Origin of the sequence: Streptomyces sp. NPDC001904 (assembly GCF_040297005.1) — a bacterium.
Lineage (GTDB): Bacteria > Actinomycetota > Actinomycetes > Streptomycetales > Streptomycetaceae > Streptomyces.
In genome coordinates this window covers 1-24,609 of record NZ_JBEOYI010000043.1, presented here as the reverse complement: position 1 = coordinate 24,609, position 24,609 = coordinate 1, and the positions used below count along the sequence as shown (strand labels likewise).

The window sequence follows — 24,609 nt, the reverse complement described above, 5'->3', positions numbered from 1 at the left end:
CGTCCGCTGTCAGTCCTGGATGTGACACTCGGCGACATGACCGGACGCTGGGCCCTGGCCCCCACCGAGCACGGCGGCGCCGACGTCGCGCCGCTGGGCCCGGACGGCCGCCCCACGGCCCCGGTCACCCACGAACCCGACCTGACGGAAGCAGTCCGCACCAGGCCGGAGGCCACCCGCTGGGTCTGGCGCGACACCCACACCGTCTACCCCCGCCTCCTGGCCGCCGGCGTCAAAGTCGACCGCTGCTACGACATCGAGGCCGCCGAGACCCTGCTCCTCGCCCACGAGGGCCGACACGGCGAGCCCCGCTCGGCCGCCGCGGCCCTGGCCCGGCTCCGCGGCGGCCCGGTCCCGCCCGACCCGCCCCCGAGGACGGCGGCCCCCGGCTCCCAGTCCTCCCTGTTCGAACCCCGCCCGCCCGTCGACGTCCCCCTCTCCGACCTGCTCGACGTCTACGCGGACCAGCAGCGCCGCCACACCGCCACCGCCCACCCGGACCGCCTGCGCCTGCTGACGGCGTCCGAGTCCGCGGGCATGCTGATCGCCGCCGAGATGCACGCGGCGGGCCTGCCCTGGCGCGCGGACGTGCACCGCGCCCTGCTCACCGAGCTGCTCGGCGACCGCTACGCGGGCGGCGGCGAACCGCGCCGCCTCGCCGAGCTGGCGGACGAGGTGTCGGCGGCGTTCGGCAGACGGGTGCGCCCGGATCTGCCGGCCGACGTGGTGAAGGCGTTCGCGCAGGCGGGCATCCGGCTGACCTCGACCCGCCGCTGGGAGCTGGAGACGATCGACCACCCGGCGGTGGAGCCCCTCGTCACGTACAAGAAGCTGTACCGGATCTACACGGCGCACGGCTGGTCCTGGCTCCAGGACTGGGTCAGGGACGGCCGCTTCAGACCCGAGTACCTGCCGGGCGGCACGGTCTCGGGCCGCTGGACGACGAACGGCGGCGGCGCGCTCCAGATCCCCAAAGTGGTGCGCCGCGCGGTGATCGCCGACCCCGGCTGGCGGCTGGTCGTCGCGGACGCCGCGCAGATGGAGCCCCGGGTGCTCGCCGCGATCTCGCGCGACCCGGCGTTCATGGAGGTCGCGGCCCAGGACGGCGACCTGTACCAGTCGGTCTCGGACCGGGCGTTCTCCGGCGACCGCGGCCAGGCCAAGATCGCGGTGCTCGGCGCCATATACGGGCAGACGTCGGGCGACGGCCTGAAGAACCTGGCACTGCTGCGCCGCCGCTTCCCCCACGCGGTGGCCTACGTGGACGAGGCGGCCCGGGCCGGTGAGGAGGGCCGCCTGGTGCGCACCTGGCTGGGCCGCACCTGCCCGCCTGCGGTGAACGCGGCGGACCAGGAAGAGGCCGGCATCCCGCAGGACGACCCGGAAGGACCGTCCTCCGCGTCCTCGTCCGCGTACGGCTACGCCTCGTCGAACTCCCGGGCGCGCGGCCGCTTCACCCGCAACTTCGTGGTGCAGGGCAGCGCCGCCGACTGGGCGCTGCTGATGCTGGCCGCGCTGCGCCGCGCTCTCGACGGCATGGCGGCCGAGCTGGTGTTCTTCCAGCACGACGAGGTGATCGTGCACTGCCCGCAGGACGAGGCCGACCGGGTCGCGGACGCGATCCGGTCGGCCTCGGACCTGGCGGGACGCCTGACGTTCGGGCAGACGCCGGTGCGGTTCCCGTTCACGGTGGCGTCGGTGGAGTGCTACGCCGACGCGAAATGAGCACCCGGGCGGCCACCGGCCCGCCCGCCTGATGCGCGAGGAACGCCCCTCAAAGAAGCGCGTCGGCTGCTGCCAGGTGCCGGGCGACCGGGCCGAAGGAGACCAGGCCGCTGCCCGCGCCCGCGAACTCGTCGCGGGCGGTGAGGAGTTGATCCCGGGCGCGGCGCAGCACCGGCAGATGGCCCACAGCCGCGGCGGCGCGCGCGAGTACGCACCACAGGGCCTCCTGGAGGAGGTCGTGCGGCGGGCGGGGAACCGTCGTCAGCGCCTGCCGGGCCTCTTCGGTCGCGCCCGAGGCGGCCAGCAGCAGGGGGTCGAGCCAGGGCCGGTAGGGGCCGGGGTCGAGGTGCGCGAAGTCGGCGGGGTCGGGCAGGGCGTCGCCGCGCAGGACCGGAACCAGCGCGACGAGGGCGGCGGCGCCCCGGGTGAGGCCGGGCATGCCGCAGTCGGCGGTCTCCGCCAGGACGCGCGCGTACCGGGGGCGGGCGGCCGGCCAGCCGTCGGTCTCGCAGGTGCGCAGCGCCCGGTACCAGGCGGTGAACACTCCGGCGAGCGGCCGTTCGTTGCGGTGCGCGAGCCGGTCGATCTCCTCGGCCTCGGTGTCCGCCGCCGCGAAGTCGCCGAGTCCGGCGAGCGCCTGGAGGCGGACGATGCGGCCCAGCACTTCGTGGCCGGGGAGTTGGTGGTCGACGGCCAGCCGGGTCAGTTCGGCGCCGAGGGCGTCCCGGCGGGCGGCCGACCCGCAGGCGGCGAACGCCTGCATGAAGGTGCCGTTGAGGGCGAACGCCAGGAGTGCGGGGTCGCCCAGGCGCCGGGCGAGCCGGACGGCCTCCTCGGCGGCGCGTTCGGCGCGCAGCCGCCACGGTTCGGCGGCGGGGGCGTCGGCCGCACGGGGCAGCGGCGCGTCGGCGGCGGCGTCGCCCCGGGACTCGACCGCCACGACGGACAGCAGCCGGGCGCGCAGCGCGGGCGGCCCCTCCGGGCCGAGCCGGGCGGCGGCGCGGGCGGCGGACCGGGCCAGTTCACCGGCGCCGTCCGGGTCGTCGGCGCGGGTCCACACCGCCGGGACGTCGTAGGAGCCGATGATCCGGGCGGCCAGCTCCGGGTCGCCGGTCGTCTCGGCCGCCGCGACCAGGTCCCGCCGGTGCCGGTGCGCCTCCTCCAGGCCGTCGGGGCCGGTCACCGCGAGGTCCCTGAGCAGTCCGGCGGTGGCGTGCAGCCGGGCCCGGGAGCGGGCGGGGACCGAGCGGTCCCACGATGCCGCCGCCCGGTCCCAGACACTGTCGGCCGCCCCGGCCGGTTCGGCCGCGGAGTCCGCCGCACCGCCGAGGATGTACGCCTCGGTCCGCGCGAGGGCACCGCCGTGACCGCGCCCGCCGCCTCCGCCCGCGAGGGCGACACGGGCCTGGGCCAGCGCCTCCAGGGCCTCGCCGCGGCGCCCGGACCGCTCCAGCGCGGTGGCCAGCAGGACCCAGCCGTCCTCCCGGCCGGGGTGGGCGGCGACATGGGCGCGCAGGTCGGCGACCGCGTCTCGGGCGGCGCCGGTCGCCAGCAGGGCGTCGGCGCGCCGCTCGATCGCGTCCAGCCGCAGCGCCTCCAGCCGGGCCCGTTCGGCGGCGGCCCACGCGGCGGCGGGGAAATCGGCCAGCACCGGCCCCCGCCAGCAGGCGAGCGCCTCGTCCCACAGGGCGACGGCCGCGTGCGGCGCTGCCTCGGCGGCCCGCGCGGCGGTGTCCTCGAAGCGCCAGGCGTCCACCGCCTCGCGGCCCGCCCGCAAGGCGTAGCCGGGGCCGTCGGTGACCAGCAGACGGGAGGGCCGGCGGGGCGGACGGCCGGGTTCCAGGGCGCGGCGCAGCGCCGCCACGAAGGTGCGGACCGCGCCGACCGCACCCGCCGGGGGCTCGTCCTCCCACAGGTCCGCGACCAGCCGGCCGACCGGCACCACACGGCCCCGGGCGATCAGCAGCCGCCCGAGCACCTCCCGGTGGCGCGGCCCGCCGAGCGGGAGCGGCGAACCGTCGGCGTCCCGGGCGGCCACCGGTCCCAGCAGTCCGAACTCCACGCCCACGACAGGGTCCTTTCGCGGGCGGCGCCGTCCCCGGCGGGTGCCGCGCGTCCACTCATCGATCGCTGATCCGGGGGCCACAACCTGGGTGACGTCCCCGGACGAGCCGGACCTCCGAGGTCAGAGGCCCGGAACGTCCACTCTGTCACGAACCACAGGAGTCACTGTGACAACCCCGAACATCCCCGGTTTCACCGAGCACCGCGTACGCGTCGACGACGGCGTCACCCTGAACGCCGCGGTCGGCGGCACGGGCGCACCGGTCGTCCTGCTGCACGGCTTCCCGCAGACCCACCTGATGTGGCGGCACGTCGCCGCCGACCTCGCCGCCGACCACACCGTCATCTGCCCCGACCTGCGCGGCTACGGCGCCAGCGACAAGCCCGCCGAGACCGGCCCCGACGTCTATTCCAAGCGGACCATGGGCCGTGACGTCGTACGCCTCGTCACCGAGCTGGGACACGACCGGTTCACCCTGGCCGGTCACGACCGGGGCGCGCTGGTCGCCTTCCGCGCCGCCATGGACCACCCGGACACCGTCGCCGGCGCCCTCTTCCTCGACGTCCTGCCGACCCTCGACATGTGGGACGCCCTGCACGGGGTCTCGGCCGCGGTCGGCTTCCACCTCTACCTGATGGCCCAGGCCCCCGGCCTGCCCGAGGAGATGATCCGGGCGGCCGCCGACCCCTTCTTCGGCTACTTCCTCGACGCCTGGACCAAGGACCCGGAGGCGATCCCCGCCGACGTCCGCGCCCACTACCTCGCCGCGTCCGCGGCGGCCGTGCCCTCGATCGTCGCCGACTACCGCGCCTCGGCCGGCGTGGACGTGGACCACGACACCGCCGACCGCGAGGCCGGCACCAAGCTCGCCATGCCGGTGACCGTCCTCCAGCAGGACTGGGGCGCCGCGCTCGGCTACCACGCCCAGGGCCTGTGGAGCGCCTGGACCGACGATCTGGAGCACCGCACGGTGTCCTGCGGCCACTTCATGGCCGAGGAGGACCCCACGCTGATCGCCACCGAGATCCGGGCACTCGCCGACCGCTGAGCGGTTCCCGCGGAGGGGCGGGTGCGTGCGCCGCCTCAAATCCCGGCCTGCCTCGGACCGGACCACCCGCTCAGGACGTCACCGGACACTCAACTCCGTGGAGAGCAAACACTCATGGGCGCGGGGACAGCCGACCCCGCGCCCCGCGGAGAGAGCAAGACCTGCACGACCGGAGCACCCACCCCGTCCAGATACCGCGAATCAGTACACGCTCCAGCCGGGCCTGCCACTGTGTTTGGCCACGCGGGAACCCGACGGGACAGCGCCAGCTTCTTCGGCCTGCTCGGTCTCGATCTCCCGTTGCTGGGCCTCGATGAACCGGTGCGCCTGTGCGGTCTGCCGCTCTCGTTCCTCCTCGGGCATCTGCTCCCAGGCCTGACGGAAGGCGCTGGCGCGCTCTCCCAACGCCTCGGCGTAAGCGGGAATCCGCAGCGCCTCCCGCAGGCCGATGCGGCCGGAGAGAACTTCCCGGGACATCTCCCGCAGTTCCGCTGAAGTGCCGTTCCCGGCCAACTGCTGCAGTTGCTTGCGCAGGACTCGGGCCTGGACCGGGTCACGGGTGATCCCGCTGAATTCGCCGTCGCCGACTTGGGGCCCGGGGCCCAGCGTGCCATGGTTCATCCGGGCTCCTAGTTGACGACTTTGTTGTCGTAAGCGCTGTTGGGAAGAGGGAAGTCGTTGAGTTTTCCCGACAGTTCTCCGCCCACGACCTCGATGACAGACATCGCACCATTGACGATCAGTTGCGCGTTGTTGACGAGCTTGGTCAACTCACCCCACAACTCGACGATGCGAACGATCTCGACAGCCGCCAGCCCGTATCCGACCACGGCGCCCGATCCCGTCCACGAGGTCAGAGTTCCGGCAGCTGCCGCGATGGCCGCTACAGCTGCCGTGTCGCCAATGGTCCCGAGGATGGCCCCCATGGCCTCCGCAGTGGACCAGACTCCGTGCGAGACCACCCCGTACTTCTCGGACAGGGAGTTGAGGTCGGCCTGGAGATCGTCACAGCGTTCCGCCAGCGTCCTGAAGTAGACGAATGCCGCATCTGCGGCGTTGCCGCTCCAGGCGGCATCGAGTGACCTGTTGCCTGACTGGACGTTGCGTCCGACGTCCGCACACAGCTTGCCCAGGTTCTCCCAGAGATCAGCGCACTTGGCGTACGCCTCCCAATCGCCGGCGACGTACTCCTTCGCTTTGTCCATGGGGTTGAAGCCCAGCGCCGCATCGAGGATCTCGTTGACCCAGTAGGTGGGGCTGACCAGGTCGCTCGCGTCATTGAGCAGCTCCAACGGGCTGTGGAACTCCGTCGGCGTCCCTGGTGCCCTCAGATGCACTGTCGGCTCCGCGACATCGGCGACACTCATACGTGGCAGTCCTTCCTCAGCGCTTGACGTGAGGCTGCCGGCTGTCGATACGGCTCGCCTCGCCCTGGTCGGTGTCCCTGTAATAGGCGGCAACCTTGTCGAGCTCCGCCGACGACGCGTCCAAGATGACGCCGAGCCTTCCGAGGACGGTGCTGACGTGAGTGACCAGGGATCCGTGGAATCCCAGAGGGCGGGTGAACAGCCCTTGGTCCGAGGCGTCGATGTCCGCGAACTTCGCCAGGTACCGCTTGCCTTCCTCGGTGTCCTCGGCAGCCCGATTGATCATCTTCGCGTATGCCGACAGATCATCCGGCTCCACCTGAAATGCCATGAGGGTTCTTCTATCACGTGATTTGCACAAGGTCGGGGGCGCTAGCATGACGGCCGTGCCTGCCCCGGAGACCCGTGCCGCCCGCCCCCTGCCACGCAAGGAAGATCCGAATCGATGGATCTACACCTCTGGTCTCGGCGCCGGATTCGTATTCGGATTCGGCTTCTGGGCCGGTCTGATCGCCTCCTTCTTCACCGGCGAGACCACCTTCGCCGCAGTCGCCGTCACCGTCGTGATCACGGCCGCGGCCTGCGTAGGTTTTGTGGGCTGGCGACGCCAGAAGGTCGCCTACAGCTGGGGGGCGCTGGCGCTCGTGCTCGGAGCCATGGCGCTCAGCCAGGCCCTCACTCCGTAGATGGTGCCGTCCGGCCCTCTCCGCATCCCAGCTGAGATCTGTGATCGCAAGGAGCTACGCGCCGGGGCCAGAGTCGATCGCTGCCGCCGCCTGCACTGCAACGCCGACACAGCGTCCGTTGAACGAGAAAGACCCAGGTGGGATTTCATCCCACCTGGGTCTTCCGAACTGAGCCGCCTTCGGGATTCGAACCCGAGACCTACGCATTACGAGGGCCTGCAAGATCGTGATCAGTGGTGCCGGACGGTGCCACCTAATCCTGTTCTCGCTGATCAGAGACCTGCAGCCTTGATCAGCATGACTCCCGGTCCGCTGTGGTGCCGCCCAGTCCGCTCACGCAGCGCTCACGCTTCAGACCTACGTCCGCATACAGCAAGCGCCCGGTTCTGCTGACCCTGGTGCTGGGTCGTGTCGAGGGGCGCGGTGAGAACGGCGATGCCGTTCGCGCTAGCCGCCGAGCCGCAGGTGCGCAGCGTCGTCGCTGCCGAGGTAGTTACGCCCCGCTGCTCGGGCGGCGACTGGTCCTGGATAAGCGTGAGTGTCATCGCAATGACAGTGCCGATACCCACCTGCCAGCCAGGCAAGTTCACCGGTTGCACTGAGGGACGTGCTGGAAACCTCAGCTTCCGGAAACCTCTTCGCCCATACCGCCGCCCTGCCTATGCTGCGACCCGCCCCCTTCCTCGACCGACGAGGCCGACATGCAGCAGTCATGGAACAGCGACCGCCGCCGCACCGCAATCGGTCGCTCCAGCCTCTCCGTGCCGGCGCGCCAGGCTCTGGCCGACCGCCAGCTCAACACGGACGGCACGATCCTCGACTACGGCTGCGGCCGCGGCGGCGACGTCGCCTCCCTCCAGCGCCTCGATTGCAAGATCACCGGTTGGGACCCCTACTACAACTCGAGCGCGCCGGTGGCCCCCTCCGACGTCGTCCTCCTCACCTACGTCCTGAACATCATCGAGGACCCCGTCGAGCGTCGGCAGACGCTCAAGGAGGCATGGAGGCTGACCACCTCCGTACTCATCGTCTCGGCTCGCCTCACCTGGGAGCGGTCCAAAGTCCGCGGCCAGGAGTACGGCGACGGCCTCCTCACCAGCCGGCAGACGTTCCAGCACCTCTTCAGCCCGGACGAGCTCCGGATCTACGTCGAGGAGGTTACAGAAACACGCTGCATATCGGCGGCCCCCGGCATCGTGTACGCCTTCAAGGACGACTCAGCCCGACTGGGCTACCTCGCACACCGCATCGTCCCCGACGCCGAGTGGCTCGCTTCAGCCGATACCACTTCCGCTATCGCCTCGCTGGTCGACTACGTCGAACGGCGTGGCCGCCCGCCCCGTGTCGACGAGATGCCCCGGCCGATGGCCGAACAGCTCGCCCACCTGAAACCCGGCGAACTTAGGCGTCTCATACGCGACTCCGCAGACGCCGGGAGGGTCTCCGAGGGCGCCAAGCGCACGACGCTGAACACGTTGCTGTTCCTCGCCGTCGAGCTCTTCAACGGCCGAGGCCCGTTCAGCAGCCTCCCCCTCGGCATCCAGCTCGACGTCCGTTCGTTCTTCACCTCGTACAAGGAAGCCTGCAGGCGCTCCGACCGTCTGCTCCTCAAGCTCCGGGACGACACCTATATCCGGGGCGCCATGAACGCATCCAGCGTCGGCAAGATCACCCCGACCGCGCTGTACGTGCACCGCCGGGCGATCGACCGGATGCCGACAGTCCTGCGCCTGTACGAGCACTGCGCCTCCGTCGCCGCCGGCCGCCCTCAGGAATGGACCATCGCCAAGCTGAAGCACCAGGGGCGAGCCATCAGCTGGCTCGCCTACCCGGAATTCGACAAGGACCCACACCCGCGGATCACGTCCTCGTACCTCGTAGATCTCAAGACCCTCGAGACCTCGCACATGTCCTACGCGAACTCTGCCAACCGTCCTCTGCTCCACCGCAAGCACGAATTCCTGGCGCCCGACGACCCGGACATTCCGCGTTACCGCCGTCTGACCGAGTCCGAGCTACGCGCCGGCCTCTACGAGAATCCGCACCTGATCGGCACCGAGAACGGCTGGGAGGCCGAACTGATCAGGTGCGGTCGCATGCTTCGGGGACACCGGCTGGTCCAGCGCCCCGAAGACTGAGCAGCTCAAACCGTCAGAGGGCATCCGGTTGCATGTACGCGATCGTCTCCGCCAAGCCGTCCGGGTCGAAGTCCGAGACCTGCCCGGGAAACCACGAGAAGCGGAGGCCATTGGTGGCCACCTCCTCCGGGAGGCCCATTGCGGTCAGCACGTGGCTCGGCGTGTACGAGGCGCTGGTGCATGCGGAACCGGTCGCCACGGCCACCTGGTCCTTGATCCGTACGATCAGGGCCTCGGCATTGAGCCCGTCGAAGGTCACATTGAGGATGTGCGGGACCGCGTGGTCGGCATCGCCGTTGATCTGGAAGCGGGTCTTCCCGAGCGCGGCGAGCAGCCGCTCCCGCATCTCCTTCGCGTCCCGTTCCCAACGCGACCGGTTCTCCTGGAAGACCTTGGATGCTTCGTACAGCCCCATGACCAGTGGCACGGGAAGCGTCCCGGGGCGCAGCTTTCGTTCCTGCCCGCCGCCAAACATGATCGGCTCCAGCGGCACCTTGTCCCAGCCGCGACGCCGGGTCACCAGAGCGCCGATCCCCTTGGGTGCACCGATCTTGTGACCGCTGATGCTGGTCAAATCGATGGGCGCCTTCAGGTCCTCGGGAACCTTCGCGTATCCCTGCGCGGCATCGACGTGGAGAAAAGTCGGGGTCTTCTGGAGCTTCTCCGCCAGCTCGGCCACGGGCTGGATGACGCCTGTCTCATTGTTCACGTGCATTAGCGAGACGAGCAGGGTGTCTGGCCTCAGCTTCTCCAGCACGGCCTCCGTAGAAATCCGCCCCGAGGGACCGGGCTTCAGGAAATCGACATCGAACCCCTGCTTCTCCTGCAGATGCAGCAGGGGCTCGATGACCGCCTTGTGCTCGATAGCGGAGGTGATGATGTGCTTCCGGGCGTGCTTCTCGCCGTACGGGGCCATGCCGAGCAGCGCGATGTTGTTGGACTCCGTCGCTCCACTGGTGAAGATGACCTCTTCGGTCCTCACACCGACTGTCCCGGCGAGGAACGCCCTGGCCTCCTGGACCGCCTTCTTGGCCCGGGCTCCGTACTCGTGGGTGCGGCTGCCAGCGTTGCCGAAGTCTTCGGTCATCCAGTGGAGCACCACGTCAGCTACCCGCGGCTCCACACGGGTCGTTGCCGCCACATCCAGATACGCCACCACAGCGCTCACCCATCCCAGAGCAATCATCCCGTTACCGGGTACGTCAAACAGTTAACGTACACGCCTGCTCGACTGACGCACAGTGCGGCACCTCAGAGTTGTCAACACAGACATCGACGTACGTCTTCCCGGGCAGTAACGCCCTTCACGCAAGCCAGGCGCACCCCCAGACATGCCTGTGCGTCTGACGTACGTGAAGGTAACGTAACTTCAGCAAGCCTCGTACGTTAAACGGATGACGTACGCTAAGGTTGCCGGGTGGAGATCGAAGCAGCGACACCAGCGACTAGAGTCGTGGCTCCGCGCACCTCGACGGGGTTTGAGTACACGTTCCCTGCGATCCGCGGCATCCAGGCAGGGCGCGAGTATTACGTATCGATGTGCCCCCTGCGCCTCATCCCAAAGATCTTTATCTTCGACGAAGACGAGCTCTCGCCAGAACTGCGCGCCCAGCGGATCCTCAATAAGGGACGCCTCCCGGCACTCACGAAGTACATTCTGGACAATCCAGAGGATTACGTCTTCAGCGCTTTGACCGCATCCGTCGACGGCGACATGGAGTTCGACCATCTCGGCTCCGACGGCAACGCCTTCCGTGCCGGGCAGCTGCGTATCCCCATGGACTCCCGCTTCCTGATCAACGACGGCCAGCACCGGCGCGCAGCCATCGAGCACGCCCTCAAGGAGAACCCGGACATTGGCAACGAGACGATCGCCGTCGTCTTCTTCCATGACGCGGGGCTCGCCCGCTCGCAGCAGATGTTCGCGGACCTCAACCGGCACGCGGTGCGTCCGGCCCGGTCCATCGGCGTCCTCTACGACCACCGGGACAGCGAAGCCCAGGTCGCGCGCACCCTGGCCGGCCAGTGCAAGGTCTTCAAGGGCTACGTCGAGATGGAGAAGAGCACCCTCTCCGCCCGCTCCCGGATGATGTTCACCTTGAGCGCTCTCTACTACGGCACCCAGTCCCTCCTCCAGGGCCTGGAGATCGAGGCAGACGCCGCAGCAGAGCTGGCGCAGGAGTACTGGGAGCACATCGACACGACGCTTCCCGAGTGGGAGATGGTTCGCAAGCGAGAGCTCTCGGCACCCGAGATGCGGCGCGACTTCATCCACAGTCACGGAATCGCATTGCACGCTCTCGGCCGCATCGGAAATTCCCTACTTCGGGAATCCGCCGCACCCAGTACTTGGAAGCGGAAACTTTCCCCTCTGAAAAAAGTCGACTGGACTCGGTCGAATAAAGACTGGGAGGGCCGTGCCATCGTCGGTGGCCGCGTTTCCAAAAGCCACCAAAATGTAACTCTTACAGTCAACTACCTGCGCAATCACCTGCGCCTCGGCCTCAGCGCCGAAGAGCAGCGGGCAGAGGACGCATACCTGCGAGGCGAAGCATGAGCACCATCCCTCTGCAACTCGGCATCACGCCGGTCCGGCGGAAGCCGTTCGACGGGCAACCCCTCGAAGAGGTCATCGCCAAGCTCTCAGACGAGGTCCGTGAGCTCTACACCGCCGACCAAGTGCCCTGGGTCATCGGATACAGCGGCGGCAAGGACTCCACCGCGGTCCTTCAGCTCGTATGGAACGCCATCGCCGCTCTGCCGGCGGAGCAGCGCACCAAGACGGTCCACGTCATCAGCACCGACACCCTCGTCGAGAACCCCGTCGTCGCAGCGTGGGTGACGACATCCCTGGAGACGATGGAGAAAGCTGCCGCCGAGCAGGGCCTCCCTATCGAGCCTCATCGCCTGACGCCGGAGGTCAAGGACACCTTCTGGGTCAACCTGATCGGTCGGGGCTACCCGGCGCCGCGCCCCAAGTTCCGCTGGTGCACCGAGCGCCTCAAGATCAAGCCCTCCAACTCCTTCATCCGGAACGTCGTGGCAGCACACGGCGAGGCGATCATGGTGCTCGGTATCCGTAAGACCGAGAGCCAGGCGCGCGCCCGTGCCATGGAGAAGCACGAAAAGCGGCGCGTCCGTGATCGTCTCTCCCCCAATGCAAACCTTCCCAACTCCCTCGTCTACAGCCCTGTCGAAGACTGGACCAACGACGACGTCTGGGAGTACCTGATGCAGAAGCCCAACCCATGGGGCTACAACAATCAGGATCTCCTCACCATGTACCAGGGCGCCTCCGGCGATGGCGAGTGCCCGCTCGTGGTCGACTCGACCACTCCCTCCTGCGGCTCCAGTCGCTTCGGGTGCTGGACATGCACGCTCGTTGAGCAGGACAAGTCGATGTCGGCAATGATCCAGAACGACGAGGAGAAGGAGTGGATGAGGCCGCTCCTGGACCTCCGCGACAAGCTCGACGCCCCGTTCGGCTACTTCGAAGAGGGCGAGGAAGGACTCCCCGCCGGCCGGAAGCTCCCGTACCCCCGCCCTGACCAGCCGGCCCGAGACTTCCGCCGCATGAACGGCAAGGTCATGGTCTACACGCGCCGGACCGACGGCGAAGAGGTCCCGATCCACGGCCCGTACCTGCAGAAGTTCCGCCAGGACTGGCTCAAGGACCTGCTGGACGCCCAGACGTGGATCCGCGCCAACGCGCCAGAGCACGTCAAGAACATCGAGCTGATCACCCTCGACGAGCTGCACGAGATCCGCCGCATCTGGGTCTTCGACAAACACGAGGTCGAAGACTCGCTGCCCGGCATCTACAAGGAGTCCACGGGCGAGGACTTCCCGGGTGGGCCTCTGGACGAGCAGCTCGTCATGGGCGCGGACGAGATGGAGCTGCTGAAGGAGCTCTGCGGGGACGACCTGCACTACGACATGGTCCGTGAGCTGCTCTCCGTCGAGCGCAAGTACCGGACAATGTCCCGACGTGCTGGCCTCTTCCAGGCTCTGGAGACTGCGGTAAAGAAGGGCTACTACGAGGACAGCGCCGACGCCATCGACTTCGCGCAGCGCAAGAACAAGTGGCGTGACGAATCGCCGACCCACCCGACTCTGGACGAAGAAACCAATATCGATGCTCCTGCGTAAGATCACTCTCGAAGAGTTCGGGGCTTACCGCGGCACCCAGTCCCTGGATCTGACTACTAAGAAGAACAAGCCGATCGTCCTCATCGGCGGACTCAATGGCTGCGGCAAGACGACCCTTCTCGACGCCATCCAGCTAGCGCTGTACGGGCCGCGAGCACGTTGTAGCGGTCGAGGCAACAAGTCGTACGAGACGTACCTCCGCGAGAGCATCAACCGGCAGGCGGACCCGACCCGCGGTGCTCAGATCATCCTGGAGTTCACGGTCACTGTGGACGGCACGGAGCACTACTACAAGGTGGTCCGCAGCTGGCACACCAGCGGCAAGACAACCCTCAAGGAGTTCGTGAACGCGTTCGTCGACGAGGAGTACGGCTCCCGGGCGAAGCCGGGGCGACGTGTCGAACCTGAGCTGAAGTACAGCCGGGTTCTCAGCCAGGAGTGGGCCGATCACATCGAAAGCCTGCTCCCTCTGGAAGTCGCCTCGCTGTCGTTCTTCGACGGAGAGAAGATCGAATCGCTCGCCAACCCCGAGCGTGCGGCATCGGTCATCGAATCGGCCATCCACTCGCTGCTCGGTGTCAACACCGTCCAGCAGCTCCGTACGGACCTGCTCGCGCTTCAGCGCCGACAGAAGCTGTCAGACGAAGAGCAGCACCTGATGGACAAGATCCACGCTGAGGAGCAGGAACGGCAAGCGGCCGAGGCCGCTCTGGAGAACGCAGAACAGCAGGCCGCGCAGCGCAACAGCGAGCTCGTCAAAGCTCGGCGCACTCTCGAAACGCTGGAGGCTGCCTACAAGCAGGAGGGCGGAAGCCTCTTCGAACGTCGCGTCGAGATCGAGCGCGAGTTCGCGCAGGTTTCCGCTCGCCTCGCCGAAATCCGCAGCTCCCTAGTCCAGTTGGCTGCAGGCCCGCTTCCGCTCCTCATGATGGGGAGTCACCTCAATGAGCTGCACAAGCAGGCTGGTCGCGAGCGGACGGCAGCCGAGTCCCACCAGGTACTGGGGGTGCTCGAAGAACGTGACCAGTGGCTAATGGACATGCTCCCTGCCGAGGCGAAGGCCGCCGTGATGGAGGAGCTGGAGGCTGACCGCGCCAAGCGCGCCAAGTCCGCCCGCCTCAAGGTGGATCTCGGCCTCTCCCCGGACACGCTCCCCCAGCTGTCGGCACTCGACGAGGCACTCAGTCGCGACAAGGCACGAGCTGTCGAGCTCCTTCAGCAGGCTGCGAAAGCCGCCGAAGAGCGTGTGCAGTTGGAGCGTCAGCTGGCGGGTGTGCCGGCCAAGAGCAAGGTCGAGGCCATCCAGACGGAGCGTGAAGACCAGCTCCAGAAAGTCGCACGGCTGGAACGGGAGCACGAGAACAGCCTCAACAACGTCGCCGAGTTGAAGCGCCGCCTCGAATACGTCTCCGCCTCCCTAAAGCGTGCCCACGAAGAGTTCGTTCGCACCAAGGTGAAGGCCGAAGAGGTCGAGCGGATCATCAAGTACTCGGAAAAGGCCCGGAAGACGCTGGAACAGTTCGGCGATGCCCTCCTCAAGCGGCACATCAGCCGCCTCGAGGTAGCAATGCTGACGAGCTTCCAGACTCTCATGCGCAAGCAGGGCCTGGTGAACGACCTCCGCATCGATACCGACAAGTTCACGCTCACCCTGGCTGACACCGACGGAGAGCCGATCGACCCCGGCCGTCTCAGCGCGGGCGAGCGCCAGCTACTCGCTGTCTCCCTCCTCTGGGGCTTGATGAAGGTCGCCGGCGGCCACCTGCCAAGCGTCATCGACACGCCGCTGGGTCGGCTCGACAGCCGCCACCGTGAGCATTTGGTGGACCGATACTTCCCATACGCCAGCGACCAAGTCCTCCTCCTCTCCACCGATGAGGAGATCGACGAATACCTGCTTGGCCGCCTCAAGAAGGCCGTCGCCCACACCTACACCCTGGTCCACGACGACACCACCTTCACCACCAGCGTCGTCGAGGGTTACTGGTGGAACGCAGGAGCCAGCAATGCCGCTTGAGAACATCCGCCTCGCTACCGCGAGCAAGGACCGCCTAAGCCGTCTGAAGCACACCACTGGCATTAGCCAGTGGAACGTCCTGTGCCGCTGGGCCCTGGCACTCTCCCTTGCAGACGCCTCTACCCCCCTGGTTCGTGAGGTCGTCACCGACTCCAACGTCGAGATGTCCTGGAAGACCTTCGCCGGACCCCACGGCGACCTCTACCTCGCCCTGCTCAAGCAGCGCTGCGTGGCCGACGGACTGGAGCCGACGGACGAGAACGTCTCCCATACGCTGACGATCCATCTAGCCCGGGGGGTCGGGTACTTGGGTGCGCACAAGGAGATGACGGCGATCGAGGGGCTGATCGGGGCAGCTACGAAGTGACCGTGGCTACAAGGGGGGTCGCGTCTACCCAAGCGGCCCCTCCTCGCCATACCAGAACCAGCCCCCGAGTGACACATCGCACATGTAAGATCCTCCATGCCGCTCAACACAGCCCAGGGGGGAGAGGCATGCCCGAGGAGAAGTTCGAATACCCGGTATACGTCTCGCAGGAAACCGCGAGCAGTAAGCCGCTGTTGCTCTTCTCGGCCAAAGCCACCGACATCGATCGGTGGGTCGGCGTCCCTCAGCGTCGCCGGCTCAGCGATAGTGAAACGGTCGGCTGGCAGCGGGAAGAAAACCAAGGGCGGCTGCGTGAACTGGCCAAGTTCTTCAGCGAAGAACGAAATGTGGTTCAGAACCCGCTCCTCGGTGCCCTTCAAGACCCTACGGCCGTCAGCTTCACACTCAACTCTGAACAGCCCAAGTTCGGCACCCTGACCATTCGCACCGAGTCGGTGGAGAATCTCACCCTGCTCGACGCCCTCGACCGCGTGTGCGCGCGGCTAGAGGAGCGGGTCCCCGCTCTCCGGGAACAACAAATCGACGCTGCCCGCCGCCGGGGGGTTCTGGACCAAGCCCGGCAGCAGAGCGAGTCCATCCAGCAGCACTTTCCCGAGGAAGAAGAATCCGACCAGGAAGACTCGGAAGTCGACTTCTTCCCCATCGACCCCGAGGCCGTCGATCCGGATTCTGATCTCGCATCTGCTCTCCTCATCGAAGAGACTCAGATCCTCGATTTCTACCTGGAGTTGAAGATAAGAGCATCGATCCTTCGAGAAATGTCCCCTCCGCAGCGCCCTGATAACCTGGCCGGCTTCAACATCGATGCTCTGCTCAGCTATTTGCGCCCCGTAGTGCTGGTGGATGGGCAGCATCGTTTGCATGGCGCCGTCCGCGCCGCAGAAGATTTCGCAAACTCCAAGGAGGGGATGGAGCTGGCGACCGCCGAGGTCGACAGTGGAGCCGAACCCGACCTAGCCCACAGGCGAGTCCTCGAATCGAAGGCCCGGTTCCTCCCTATCTCGCTCTTGCTTGACTCCAGCCCTTCGGAACATGTCTTCCAGTTTGTAGTGGTGAATCAGAAAGCCACTCCCATGCAACCGGCGCTGCTAGGTACCATCGTCTCAACTTCTCTCTCAAAAGAGGAGACGGAACCCGTCGCAGATCGGCTACGCCGCGCCGGCATCCCCTTCGACGACTCCCAAGCCGTTGCCTACATGACCCGATCCAGCGAGAGCCCTTTCATGGGGCTGGTACAGACCGGCATCGGCGGCGACGCCAGCAACCTACTCAAGTGGACGGTTCTGAAGTCCCTCACCTCCATCTTCCGTGAGCTAAAGGGGGGGAAAATCTTTGGCGGAACCGTCGATTTCGCTGACGTCTGGCGCCGGAGGTATTTCGAGAGCTCCAATCTGGTTTCCGCCGGAACCACCATGGAAGAGAAATACAAGATCTGGAAAGCCCCGGATGGCCCTTGGCGTGACGTCGCAATTCGATTCTTCTGGGAGATCAGGAATCGATTCGGTGATGACGACCAGAACGCCCATAACGCCTGGGGAAGCACCACGTCAAATCTCTACAACAAGATCCACCTGACGATCCTGGCCGCCGACTACTTCCAGTTCCTCACCGAGCGCAAGATGACCTTGCATTCCGTCGGGGATGTCAACTCCACCGTTCAGTCTTGGCTCGAAGATGTAAATAATCAGTACTTCAACCGAGATTGGCGCGTCGGGCTGAAGAAAGACCAGCGAGCAGTCCGTGAGAAGTGGGCAAAAGTCTGGGTCGAGTACCGCAAGGATCCGGAGCGTCTTCCGCGCGTAGAAAACTACACGCCCTGATCGAGGGCTCACCATGGACACCCGCACCTTGGCCTCATGGATCACGGTAGCCCAAGAAGCCTTCAACTATCCCTGGGAAACATCCCCGATTCACGCCCTCGCTAGACAGTCGGTCCCTCAGCACGCACACGGCCCGCTGGGGTGGCTACTGAAGTCTGACATCAATACCACCTGGGCCCTCTGGTACATAAACGGAATCGTCGATACTGCAGCCTACGAGATCGACAACAGATTGAGCTACGCCCATTTCTATAGGGAAGTGCGGGAAGCCCTCCAGGAAGATCACAGAGGCGCGCCTTGGGACGAGATCTCCCATTTGGCAAAGGCAGTCGCACAGACAGCATGGCCCGAGATTGAATTCCGCCGGAGCATCCACCGAAGAAGGCTCACAAAGAAGGAACGCAGCGAGATTTGGAGCAGTCAGCCGAACCCCCGATGCTACCTATGCGGATACCTGTTCACAGCCGCGGCGAGAGATAGGTTTCTATGGGTATCCGATGCGCCACAAGTGACTCCACCAATCGCAGTTGATTTCGTTCGTCCGCGTGGACTCAGGCCAGGAGATCTCCTGCCGCAGGTGGATCACATCCGCCCTGTGGCCATCGGCGGAGAAACTTCCATGGACAACTTGAGGCTTGCCTGTGGATGGTGCAACCGCAAAAAGTCTTCACATATCGATCTCTACGGCACTCCATCCGCATACGCGGGTACATTCGACCATCCAAACATGGGCAGGATCAGCGTTCCTCGCCCACTCTGGGTCGTTCGACTCGTAAAGATGCGGGGGCGCTGTGAGGATTATTCTGGCTGCAAAGCAAGTATCGACAATGCAGAACTATTCGTAGCCCCACGACGTCTGTCCGGGGCAATCAATCCCACTAACTGTGCCGTCTACTGCGACAGTCACGACCCGTGGCGTAATCAACGCTTCGTAGGAGCGAAAACCTACGCACAGAACTTCCAGAAGAGTCGATTTTGATCCGGTTGGGGTGCGTCCCGTCGGAGACGGACACACCCCGCCAAGGCAACTACCAGTCCAAATCGGCGCTGGCCAGGATGTCGCCAACGTCGTCCTTCTCTTCCGTCGGCGGCGTCTGAAGTCCCTCGAGCACGAGGTTCGAGATGATCGTGTCGAGGTCCTGGTCGGACTGACGGTTTATAAGAGTCTGCAGGTGGGACAGGCCAGCGTTCGCGTACTCCTCGAAAATGAGGACCCGCTCGGGCTGGCGGTCCGCGCTGAGGATCTTCGGGTCGTCGGGGCACTCGACGGCTCCGAGCATGTCGAGGAGCACCTCCCCGTAGTCCCGGCTCTCCATGAGAGCGAGGCGGATCGGCTCGTCAGCCTGGTCGAACGGCTTGCGCCCGCCTCGGCGGCGACCAAGCAGCGCTGCGAACATCATCGCTTCGACCATGGTCGCAAATGTCCCGGTCTTTCTGTCGGTGAGCTTACCGAGCAGCTCCTCATGCTCTTTGGGCCGGCGGAATCGGTCCGTGTAGGCCATCAGAAGGTCACCTTCTCCAGAACAGTGTGCTCGAAGTCGCCGTGTGACACGTACGGAACCTCACGGTTGTTGATCACGATCGTCTCTTCGCCTGCCGACTGGTTCGGCGTGTAAGAGCGCAGTACGTACATCTGATTGGCGGCTTGCTGAAGGTTCTCCAGAACCTTGCCCCGCGCCTGCGACTGCGAGAGCAGGGTGACGATCTGGGATGTCAGCGCTGGCAGGGCCTTGGAGATTTCTTCCTGATAGGTCAGGTCGAGACTGCCGAAGGGGGCATCCATGACGACCGGGTAGACACCACCGCTGCCGGTCTCGATGGTCGCCTCCCCCCTGTTCTTCTTTCGGGCACTGATGTTCCTGGCAACCTCGGAGACCGCGCCGACGAAGCTGAGGCCAAGGATCTGGTTCTCACCGGTGGAGCGGATGGCCACTCCACTCGCGGTGTGCAGCTCCAGCTCGAAGTCGTCGTTCAGCTCGGGTACGTAGCTCTTGATGAAGATCCGGGAGAAGACCTCCTTGACCTTCTTGTCGAGCTGGTCGCGGACCTCCTCGGTCTTGATCTCGAGGATCTCCTTCAGCGCGGCACGCACCTTCTCGACGAGCTCGACCTGCATCTGAACCTTGCGGGCCTTCTCGCTCTTGACCTCAGCATTCCGATACTGACGGCCTGTGGCCTCTGCCTCCTGCTTGATCGAGGTGACCTTGTTCTCAGCCTCCTTGTGCGCGACGCGGGCGTCGGTCTCCTTGGAGGCGTAGTTCTTCCGGCGCTCGATGAGGCGCTGGACGTCCTGGATGTTCACCCCTTCTAGCTGCCGATCGACATCGGAGCGTTCCGCTTCCAGCTCGCTGATCTCGGCGTCTACTTTCTGAATGTCGGAAGCGTTGAGTGTGAGCTGCTCCAGGATCTCCTGGCGCCTCTCCTCCAGGTTCTTCATCTTGCCGCTGACCCGCATCCAGCTCTCCTGGACGTCCTCGAGACCGGCGTTGTACTTGCGCTTGTCCAGCTCTTCGTACTCCTGGGTCCCCTCTCGGACCTCACGGCCGCACATGCACAGCTGGGCTTCGAGAATGTCCTCAATGAAGCTGCGCTGGATGCCCGCGGGCAGCTGGCGGCGCTCGCGCATCTCGTCCGCGAGCTCAATCACCTTGGTGTCGATCCCGCTGGTCAGAGCCAGGAAGCCGTGCCGCGACAGCAGCTCGCGCTTGCGGCTCTTGTACTCCATGTGCCGGTCATGCGCGGCCTTGATCTGGCGGGTCAGCGAGTCCCGCTTCTTCTGGAGCGGCTCCGCCTCCCTGTTCTGGAGCAGGGCGCGGTCAATGGACTGGACTTCCTTCTGGAAGGCGCTGATGTCGCCGGAAAGGCGCAGCATCTCTGCCACCTCTTCCTTCTCGCGGGTGGCGAGCTGGTCCATATGGTCAGACAGCTGCTTCAGCCTGCTGTCCTCCTTGGAGTCGATCTCGCTGGCGAGCTTTCGGGAGACTTTCGGCAGGTCCTCCAGAGCACGCTCGATGGCCTCCAAGTCCAGAAGGGTCTTGATGGCCTTCTGGACCTCCTGGTTCTTGCCTTCGCCTTCCCGCTTCACGTCGCCGGAGAACATCTTCTCCATGCGCTCACCATTGAAGAAGAAGAACTGACGCAAGCCCTTGGGCAGGATCTTCTCGATCCGGTCCTGGCCGTTGAGGATGCTCTGGGCTTCCCCATCCGTCCCGATCTCCGTGACCGTCAGCTCAGGCTCGACGGGCTCCTGCTCCGCCTTCTCCTTGGTGACGGTGACGTGCCGGACCACGGAGAACCGGGTCCCGTCGTGCTCGAAGTCCAGCCGAACCGAGGCCGTGATGTCCTCCCCAAACGCCGTGTCCGCCCATGCTTTGTCGTGAATGACACGATGCTGCTGTTCCACGTCTTCCGAGAAGGTGCCGTAGAGGGCCCAGGCGAACGCGTTGAGCAGGGTGGTCTTGCCGGCACCGTTGTTGCCGAAAATGAGGACGGCAGGCTTGCCCTCCTCCACAGACAGGTCGAGGACCTGCTCACCGTAGAAGGCTCGGAAGTTCTTCAGCGTCAGCTTGAGCAGCTTCACTTGGTCAGCTCCCTCACGGTGTCGACGATCTTCGGGACGACCTTGGTCGTCTCCCTGATGTGGATGTTCTCGGTCTCCAGGTCGATGACCTTCTGGACGAGGATCTTGGCTTCCCGCGGCAGCTCGTTCAGGACGTCGCGCACCGTTCGTGCGGGAGGCTGGCCGGCTGGTTCGTCGCTCACGGGTTACTCCTGGTTCGAGGTAGCGGGTACGGAAGGAATGGGGGTACTTGCAGTGAGGGCTCAGGTGTCGAAGAGGCCGTAGCGCTCGCGCACGGGGCGGAGGACATTGAGCGTGTCTCCCTCGTTGTCAGCGAGGTAGGCGAACTCTTCGACGCGAGCCAGTTCGCGCCGGAGCAGGCTGCGTTCGGTCTCGTACTGAATCGCGTCCCCGCCCGCAGGCGGCACGACGACGAAGTCGATGATGTCCGCGCGCTCCTTGCCGGGCGCCTTGCGCAGGACGCGGCCGCGGCGCTGGATGAACTGGCGGGGGTTGGAGGAACTAGACAGGAGGTAGGCGGTCCGGGAGGCCGGGACGTCCACGCCTTCGTCCAGGCAGCGCATGGAGGAGATGACCTGGAGGTCGTTGTTCTCGAAGCGGCGCAGGATGTCCAGGCGGGCCGAGCGCTTGGTCTCCGAGGTGTAGCGGGCAGCGGGCATGTGCAGCTCGTTGCCGACCATCTCCATGACCTGGTCAATCTGACGCAGGCCGTCGGTGCCGTGTTCGTAGAGAAGGGGGTGCTTGCCCTCGGCGCAGTAGATCAGCTGGTGGCTGGTGTCCCGGCGCCTCTCGATCTCCGCGTGGAGGACCTCCAGCTTGCCGCGGGCGTGGCCGATGATGTCGGCACGCTTCTTCAGAAGTCGGCCGAGCGGGGAGTCTCGGTCGGCGGTCTCCTTCAGGTCTGTACCAGCCGCGATCAGGCGGGCGATCTTCGCGCTGGTCTCCGCGTACAATTCGGCTTCTTCGTCGTCCAGCTCCACGAGGATGGGTGTGTAGGTGTAGCGGCACAGGGCGCTGCGGCGGATGGCTTCGCCGATTCCCATCTCGAAGACGACTCGGTCGAAGTAGTCGGTGAGGGCGTCGGTTCCCTCCTCATCGAACCAGCGCTCCGGGGTGGCGGAGAGGCCGAGGCGGTACTGGGCCTTCTCCGGGAGGCGGGTACGCAAGTGCGCGGCGCCGAGGTTGTGGGCCTCGTCCGCAATGAGGAGGAGGTGCCCCCGGTAGGAGCTGAGCAGGTTCTGGAAGGCATCGCCGCCGAAGGTGGCGTTGGTGGTGACAATGACGCCGCCTCGGGTACCGCCGAGGGCGATGTTCTGGAGCAGGCTGTGAGCGCGCGGGGACCATCTGCTGGTCGCCTCGTAGGCCCGCAACGGTGTCACGCCGAACCACTCGATGTCCTTGGCCCATTGGTCGACCAGATGCTGGTACGGGGCCACGACGACAGTGAGGAGTGAGGCGGACGCATCGTTCTTCCGAAGGAGCGTGCCGAGCTGGGAGGCAGCGGAAAGTGCGGTCAGGGTCTTGCCTGTGCCTGTGGCCATGCGGAGGATGCCTCGGCACTGGTTGCGGAACCAGTTCTGGACAGCTTCCTTCTGGTAGTCGCGAACCTTCAGGCTGGGCGGGATCGCAAGCGTGCCAGGAGGAGGCAGCGGCGTGGTGCGGATGGGGGTTCCGCCGGTCGGGAGTTCGTCCAGCTCGTACTGGTCTGCGGTGGCCCGGGCGCTGCGCTCGACGATCACCTTGGCGGCATCGGTGAACGGGATGACGCGCAGCATCTGCGTGCGGTTCTCCCACAGGTCATCGAAGTCCTTGCTTATACGCGCGGCCCGGCGTGCATCGCTCGGTTCCCAGCTCCGATAGACCTCGATCGCCTCGAAGTTGCCAACGAGACCGGAGCGGGTCTCGTTGGCGCTGCCCTTGAAGGCGATGACGTCTCGGCCGTCCCGGAAGACACCAATCTTCTCGTGGTACATGCCAACACGGCCACGCTCTTCGACGTAGGCCAACTTGAAATCGACTCGGTTCTCGGCGACTAGTTGTCCGAGCTTGCCGAGGCCGCGGGCTGCCCGCGCGTCCTCGACCGCCTGCTCCAGGTCGCGGAGGGCAGCCCGCTGGAGGACTTCACGCAGCTCGTAGCCGTCCTCAATGTCCTTGATGTCGGCCGGGTCAAGGTAGGGGGAGGCGATGATCCGCATGGTGCCGCCGCGCGCGGTGAACTCGTCGATTCCCTGCCCGAGCGTGGCGATCACGGACGCAGCGAAGTAGCCCACGGCCCGGTCGTAGGCGGTGGAGGCGGCGAGGGCCGGCAGGTAGAAGTCCTCGACAAGGTTGTTGCGGTCGCTGCGGTAGTCGGACTCCGCGCCGCAGTTGCGGAGGAAAGGGGAAGTCGCCATCAGATCAACCCCAGGTGGTTCATGAGGTCGTCCACGTCGGGGGCCTCGTCGACCGGGTGGGGCTGCTGCTCGCCCGACGCATCGGTCTCAGCGGCGCGGGCTGCGGGGACAGCTGCTTCCTCGGAGCCAATGTCCAGGTCTTCACCTATACGGCGGACGATCCCTCCGCGTGCGGTGAAGGGCGCAATGGACATGGCGGTCCGCAGGCTGGACTCCTTGATGTCGAAGTCTCGGCGAAGAAGCGCCACAGCCTTGTCTGCCTCAACCTGGCCGCCGTGCGCATCGACCATGTCAGAGATCAGTTCCTTGATCGGCTTGTACACCGGGAGGTGCCACTCGGTCAGCGCCCAGTGGTTCCGCTGGCTCCGGCTGAAGCGGGCATCCCCTTCGATCTGCTGCCGGAGATACTGGATCCCGATGGCGACGCCCGTGCGCTCCTTCAGCTCCTCGACAGTCAGCGGGGTGTCCGCCTCGCGCAAGGCGGCCTCCACCTTGTCGAGGCGCTCGCGCTCACGCTGAAGCCCGCCGCGCGAGCCGACGCCGCTGGCAGCCTCGGTGGTTAAGGCGGACGCTTCTTCTTCTCGGGAGGAAAGTCCCTGGGACGGGATCGCTGCAGCGGAGGGTGCAGTCGTGTCGGAACCGTCCTGGAGGCACCAGGCTCCCCTGGCCGTGATCGCGAAGCGCGCATCTGTGAAGAGCGCCTCTGTCACTTCTCCCTGTGGCACGACTCCGTCCAGTGCACCCTCGATGAGCGAGGTGCTCATGCCCTCAGCGCAGCCTTCGAGGAGCTGCGCGATGAGGTCTCCGGGCGACGCCTCCAGACTCGCTTCGCCGACATCCGCCAGCGTGCCTGCAAGCGGAATGGATCCGTCACTCTCTGCTTCCCTGTTTTTGACTTCCTCGGCCGCACTCGAAGGGCTATTACCCTCCGTAGCATTCTGCTCTGCCGAGGGCCTGTCGCCTCTCACTGCCCGACGCCGCTCGGAATCGGTGGAGCGATCCGGCACAACCCAGCCCTCGCCGACCATGAAGGTGGCGTCGCGGAGCATGCGCGAGACCACTCCAAGCTCCCCGTCCGCCGTCTCCGCCTCACCAAGAACGTCACCGAGAGTAAGAATGCTCTCGTCGTTTTTATTTCCTAGCAGGAGGGCGGACAACACGTCGACGAGCTCGGACAGCCCGCCAGAGACGACAGTGGTCTCAGTCGGCTGGGGCTTGGAGCGAGTCAACGAG

General features: G+C 66.0%; 20 protein-coding genes. 10 read left to right on the top strand and 10 right to left on the bottom strand.

Annotated features, from left to right (window positions below; all coding sequences use genetic code 11):
- Positions 1-36 precede the first annotated feature (36 nt).
- The gene (locus ABT127_RS37165; RefSeq protein WP_351460299.1) at positions 37-1,725 is read left to right on the top strand and encodes a bifunctional 3'-5' exonuclease/DNA polymerase; all 1,689 of its coding nucleotides are present in this window, start codon (positions 37-39) and stop codon (positions 1,723-1,725) included.
- Between the two features lie 49 nt (positions 1,726-1,774).
- On the opposite strand, the gene ABT127_RS37160 is transcribed toward ABT127_RS37165, so the two are convergent.
- The gene (locus ABT127_RS37160) at positions 1,775-3,793 is read right to left on the bottom strand and encodes an AfsR/SARP family transcriptional regulator (protein WP_351460297.1); all 2,019 of its coding nucleotides are present in this window, start codon (positions 3,791-3,793) and stop codon (positions 1,775-1,777) included.
- A gap of 163 nt (positions 3,794-3,956) precedes the next feature.
- Between ABT127_RS37160 and ABT127_RS37155 the strand changes: the two genes are divergently transcribed.
- A complete protein-coding gene (locus ABT127_RS37155) occupies positions 3,957-4,838 on the top strand; it encodes an alpha/beta hydrolase (RefSeq protein ID WP_351460294.1) in 882 nt (293 codons plus the stop codon).
- A gap of 201 nt (positions 4,839-5,039) precedes the next feature.
- On the opposite strand, the gene ABT127_RS37150 is transcribed toward ABT127_RS37155, so the two are convergent.
- Genes ABT127_RS37150 through ABT127_RS37140 form a run of 3 tightly spaced genes read right to left on the bottom strand, consistent with a single transcriptional unit; the run spans position 5,040 to position 6,536 of the window.
- A complete protein-coding gene (locus ABT127_RS37150; RefSeq protein WP_351460292.1) occupies positions 5,040-5,459 on the bottom strand; it encodes a hypothetical protein in 420 nt (139 codons plus the stop codon).
- Between the two features lie 8 nt (positions 5,460-5,467).
- The gene (locus tag ABT127_RS37145; protein ID WP_351460289.1) at positions 5,468-6,205 is read right to left on the bottom strand and encodes a hypothetical protein; all 738 of its coding nucleotides are present in this window, start codon (positions 6,203-6,205) and stop codon (positions 5,468-5,470) included.
- A 16-nt stretch (positions 6,206-6,221) separates the two neighbouring features.
- A complete protein-coding gene (locus ABT127_RS37140; protein WP_351460287.1) occupies positions 6,222-6,536 on the bottom strand; it encodes a hypothetical protein in 315 nt (104 codons plus the stop codon).
- 55 nt (positions 6,537-6,591) lie between these two features.
- Between ABT127_RS37140 and ABT127_RS37135 the strand changes: the two genes are divergently transcribed.
- Complete coding sequence (locus tag ABT127_RS37135; protein ID WP_351460285.1) at positions 6,592-6,891, top strand: hypothetical protein; 300 nt, start codon at positions 6,592-6,594, stop codon at positions 6,889-6,891.
- A 701-nt stretch (positions 6,892-7,592) separates the two neighbouring features.
- Positions 7,593-9,029 carry a DNA phosphorothioation-associated putative methyltransferase gene (locus ABT127_RS37130; protein WP_351460283.1) on the top strand — a complete coding sequence of 479 codons (1,437 nt, stop codon included), beginning with the start codon at positions 7,593-7,595 and terminating at the stop codon, positions 9,027-9,029.
- Between the two features lie 13 nt (positions 9,030-9,042).
- Here the strand turns inward: ABT127_RS37130 and dndA are convergent, their stop codons facing one another.
- The gene (dndA, locus tag ABT127_RS37125; protein WP_351460280.1) at positions 9,043-10,197 is read right to left on the bottom strand and encodes a cysteine desulfurase DndA; all 1,155 of its coding nucleotides are present in this window, start codon (positions 10,195-10,197) and stop codon (positions 9,043-9,045) included.
- Between the two features lie 249 nt (positions 10,198-10,446).
- On the opposite strand from dndA, the gene dndB reads away from it, so the two are divergent.
- The 6 genes from dndB to ABT127_RS37095 all read left to right on the top strand — a co-directional run bounded on the left by dndB (position 10,447) and on the right by ABT127_RS37095 (position 18,382).
- On the top strand, positions 10,447-11,586 hold the full coding sequence (dndB, locus tag ABT127_RS37120; protein WP_351460278.1) for a DNA sulfur modification protein DndB: 1,140 nt from the start codon (positions 10,447-10,449) through the stop codon (positions 11,584-11,586).
- Complete coding sequence (dndC, locus tag ABT127_RS37115) at positions 11,583-13,178, top strand: DNA phosphorothioation system sulfurtransferase DndC (RefSeq protein WP_351460275.1); 1,596 nt, start codon at positions 11,583-11,585, stop codon at positions 13,176-13,178. Before dndB ends, dndC begins: the two co-directional genes overlap by 4 nt.
- The gene (gene dndD, locus ABT127_RS37110) at positions 13,165-15,195 is read left to right on the top strand and encodes a DNA sulfur modification protein DndD (protein WP_351460273.1); all 2,031 of its coding nucleotides are present in this window, start codon (positions 13,165-13,167) and stop codon (positions 15,193-15,195) included. Before dndC ends, dndD begins: the two co-directional genes overlap by 14 nt.
- Positions 15,185-15,562: a DNA sulfur modification protein DndE gene (dndE, locus tag ABT127_RS37105; RefSeq protein WP_351460271.1), complete on the top strand. Its 378-nt coding sequence runs from the start codon at positions 15,185-15,187 to the stop codon at positions 15,560-15,562. The genes dndD and dndE overlap by 11 nt, the downstream gene beginning before the upstream one ends.
- A gap of 128 nt (positions 15,563-15,690) precedes the next feature.
- Positions 15,691-17,403: a ParB N-terminal domain-containing protein gene (locus ABT127_RS37100; RefSeq protein WP_351460269.1), complete on the top strand. Its 1,713-nt coding sequence runs from the start codon at positions 15,691-15,693 to the stop codon at positions 17,401-17,403.
- A 13-nt stretch (positions 17,404-17,416) separates the two neighbouring features.
- Positions 17,417-18,382: an HNH endonuclease gene (locus ABT127_RS37095; RefSeq protein ID WP_351460267.1), complete on the top strand. Its 966-nt coding sequence runs from the start codon at positions 17,417-17,419 to the stop codon at positions 18,380-18,382.
- Between the two features lie 49 nt (positions 18,383-18,431).
- Here the strand turns inward: ABT127_RS37095 and ABT127_RS37090 are convergent, their stop codons facing one another.
- The 5 genes from ABT127_RS37090 to ABT127_RS37070 all read right to left on the bottom strand — a co-directional run.
- The gene (locus ABT127_RS37090; protein ID WP_351460265.1) at positions 18,432-18,905 is read right to left on the bottom strand and encodes a DNA phosphorothioation-associated protein 4; all 474 of its coding nucleotides are present in this window, start codon (positions 18,903-18,905) and stop codon (positions 18,432-18,434) included.
- The gene (locus ABT127_RS37085; RefSeq protein ID WP_351460262.1) at positions 18,905-20,983 is read right to left on the bottom strand and encodes an AAA family ATPase; all 2,079 of its coding nucleotides are present in this window, start codon (positions 20,981-20,983) and stop codon (positions 18,905-18,907) included. The genes ABT127_RS37090 and ABT127_RS37085 overlap by 1 nt, the downstream gene beginning before the upstream one ends.
- A complete protein-coding gene (locus tag ABT127_RS37080; RefSeq protein WP_351460260.1) occupies positions 20,980-21,165 on the bottom strand; it encodes a hypothetical protein in 186 nt (61 codons plus the stop codon). Before ABT127_RS37080 ends, ABT127_RS37085 begins: the two co-directional genes overlap by 4 nt.
- A gap of 60 nt (positions 21,166-21,225) precedes the next feature.
- Positions 21,226-23,376 (bottom strand): DEAD/DEAH box helicase family protein, encoded by a 2,151-nt coding sequence (locus ABT127_RS37075; RefSeq protein ID WP_351460257.1) that lies wholly within the window; start codon positions 23,374-23,376, stop codon positions 21,226-21,228.
- A partial coding sequence (locus tag ABT127_RS37070) for a hypothetical protein (protein ID WP_351460255.1) occupies positions 23,376-24,609 on the bottom strand: 1,234 nt, incomplete at its 5' end. The genes ABT127_RS37070 and ABT127_RS37075, both read right to left, overlap by 1 nt.